Below are 2857 nucleotides of genomic sequence, written 5' to 3'. Positions count from 1 at the left end.
GGCGCACCCCCCCCGGGGCGCCCGCGCCGCCCGCGCCCGCCCCGCCCCGCCGCGCGTGGCATCCCGCGGCGGCGCCCGCCGACGCCGACGTCGACGCTGCCGACGCGCTGGAGCGCGTCGCGCACGAGGCGCGCGCGGTCGGCGGCCACGCCGAGGCGGCCGCCGCCTTCGAGCGCGCCGCGAGCCTCTCCGCGACCGCGGGCGACCGCGGCCGGCGCGAGCTGGAGGCCGCGCACGACCACGCGACCGCCGGCGACTCCGAACGCGCGCGGGCACTGCTCGACGCCGCCGTCGAGCATGCCGGCGAGCCGGTGCGGGCGGCCGTCGCACTGCTGCGCGGCCGTCTCGCGATCCGCGGCGGCGACCCGCACGGCGCGCTCGCGTCGCTGATGGAGGCGGGCGAGCATCAGCTTGCGGCGGGCGACGGCGACGCGGCCGCGCGGCTGTTCCTGGAGGCGTCGGTCGCGCCGATGATGACCGGCGAGGTCGAGCAGCAGATCCACATCGTCGAACGGGCGCGGGCGGCCGCCGCCGACGGCGGCGGCGAGGCCGAGGTCCTGGCCGAGCTGCTGTGGGGCGAGTCGCTGATCGCCTTCGGCCGCGAGGCGGAGGGCGCCGCCGCGATCACGGCCGTCGTGCATCGCATCGACGAGGTCGACCCGGTCGCCTCCGGCGAGGTCTTCGGGATGGCGGCGCAGACGTCGATGTGGACCGGCGACTTCGAGCGCGCCGCCGACCTGATCGAGCGGATGCTCGCCGCCTGCGACGCCGCCGACGCGTACGGCCGCATGCCCCATCCGCTCGCCGTCCGCTCCCAGCTCTCCTTCCGCCGCGGTCGCTGGGAGGAGGCGGCGCGCGACGCCGCCGACGCCGTCCAGCTCGCGCGCGACACCGGACAGGAGGTCCTGCTCGGCTTCGCGCTCGCCTCGCGCGTGCGCGTCGACGCCCTGCAGGGGCGCCAGCAGGCGGCGCGCGCGGGAATCGAGGAGGCGCTCGCGGCGGCCGACCGCGAACGCGCCGGCGGCATCCGCGTGCACGTCCACGCCGCGGCGGCGGTCGTCGAGCTGCTCGACGGCCGCAACGACGCCGCCGCGCAGGCGGCGCGCGCCGCCGACGAGCTGGAGCACGAGCTGGGGCTGCGCCATCCCACCGCGACGCTGTGGGGCGGCGAGCTGGTCGACGCGCTCGTGCTGACCGGCCGCGCCGACGACGCGCGCGTCGCCGTCGAGCGCGTCGCCGAGCGCGCGCGGGCGACCGGCTCGGCATGGGCGGCCGCGGTCGCGGCGCGCGGCGAGCTGTCGCTGGCGCCCGATGACGAGGTCGACGCGCGCGCGGCCGCGGCGCTCGCGGCGCAGGAGACGCTGGCGATGCCGTTCGAGCGCGCGCGCACCGAGCTGGCGATCGGCGAGCGGCTGCGGCGCAGCCACCGTCGCGCCGACGCGCGCGGCTTCCTGGCGCGCGCGCTGGCCGGCTTCGAACGGCTCGGCGCCATCCCCTTCGCCGCGCGCTCGCGCGTGGGCCTCGAAGCGGCGCCGCCGGAGCGCGCGGAGGCGCTGACGCCGCAGGAGCGGAGGATCGTCGAGCTGGTCGCCGACGGCCGCACCAACCGCGAGATCGCCGCCGACCTGCACCTCGGTGAGAAGACGCTCGAACGGCGGCTGACGGCGCTCTACCGCAAGGCCGGCGTCGCCTCGCGGACCGAGCTGGCGCGGACCGTCGTCGCGCCAAGAAACGGTTGACCTGCCCTAGACTCCGTCGGCGATGCACGGGCGTGCGCGCGAGCGCGAACACCTCGCAGGGCTGGTCGCCGGAACCGCCGAGGGCCGCAGCTTCGCCGTGCTCGTGGAGGGGCCGGCGGGGATCGGCAAGAGCGTCCTGCTCGACGAGGTCGTCGCCGGCGCCGACGGGCTGACCGTCCTGCGCGCCGTCGGCTACGCGACCGAGAGCGAGATCCCGTACGCCGGCCTGTCTGAGCTGCTGGCACCCGTGCTGCACCTGCGCGAGCGGCTCGCCGACGTCCAGCGCGCCGCGCTCGCCGGCGCGCTCGCGCTCGAGGACGCGGCACCGCACGACCGCTTCGCCGTGCCGGCCGCGCTGCTCGGCCTGCTCGCCGTCGTCGCCGACGAGCGGCCGTTGCTGGTCGTCGTCGACGACGCCCACTGGCTCGACGACGCCTCGCGGGAGGCGCTGCTGTTCGTCGCTCAGCGGCTCGTCGCCGAGGGCGTCGGGATCGTGATCGCGGCGCGCGACAGCGACGGCGGTCCGATCGCCGCGCCGCACGTCGAGCGGCTGCGGCTGGCGCCGCTGGAGCGCGAGGACGCGCGTGCGCTGCTGCGCGACGGCGAGCCGCTGGCGCCGGACGTGACGGAGGCGCTGCTGAGCGCGAGCGCGGGCAATCCGCTCGCGCTGCGCGAGCTGCCGCGGGCGCTGAGCCCCGCGCAGCGCGCCGGACTCGCGCCGCTGAGCGGCCCGCCGGCCTCCGGCAGCGAGGTGCAGGCGGCCTTCGAGCGCCAGCTGGAGGCGCTGCCGGCGGCGACGCGCAACGCGCTCTGCCTGCTTGCGGCCGGCGCCGGCTGCCCGTCGTCCGCGGTCGCGCGGGCGCTCGGCGAGGACGGCGGCGAGGCGCTGCTGCGGCCGGCTGTCGACGCCGGCCTGCTGGCGTGGCGCGGCGGTCGCGGCGCCTTTCGCCACCCGCTGCTCGCGGCGGCCGCGTACCACGTCGCCGCCAGCGGCGAACGGCGCGCCGCGCACGCCGCGTTAGCGGCGCAGCTGAGCGATCGCCAGCATCGCGCCTGGCAGCTCTCAGGCGCCGCGCTCGGCGCCGACGCGACGGCCGCCGCGGCGCTGCGCGAGGCCG

The 2857-nt window shown here is 79.0% G+C and carries 2 protein-coding genes; both read left to right on the top strand.

Annotated features, from left to right (window positions below):
- Positions 1 to 1739, top strand: a 1739-nt coding sequence (locus tag R7226_RS31195) for a helix-turn-helix transcriptional regulator (RefSeq protein WP_318601459.1), incomplete at its 5' end; no start/stop codon positions are given.
- A 22-nt stretch (positions 1740 to 1761) separates the two neighbouring features.
- Positions 1762 to 2857 (top strand): AAA family ATPase (locus R7226_RS31190; RefSeq protein WP_318601458.1); only part of this gene is annotated, 1096 nt, incomplete at its 3' end.

The organism is Conexibacter stalactiti, from assembly GCF_033542075.1.
Taxonomy (GTDB): Bacteria; Actinomycetota; Thermoleophilia; order Solirubrobacterales; family Solirubrobacteraceae; genus Conexibacter; species Conexibacter stalactiti.
The sequence above is the reverse complement of the archived record's forward strand: the minus strand, read 5'-3'. Positions and strand labels throughout refer to the sequence as shown.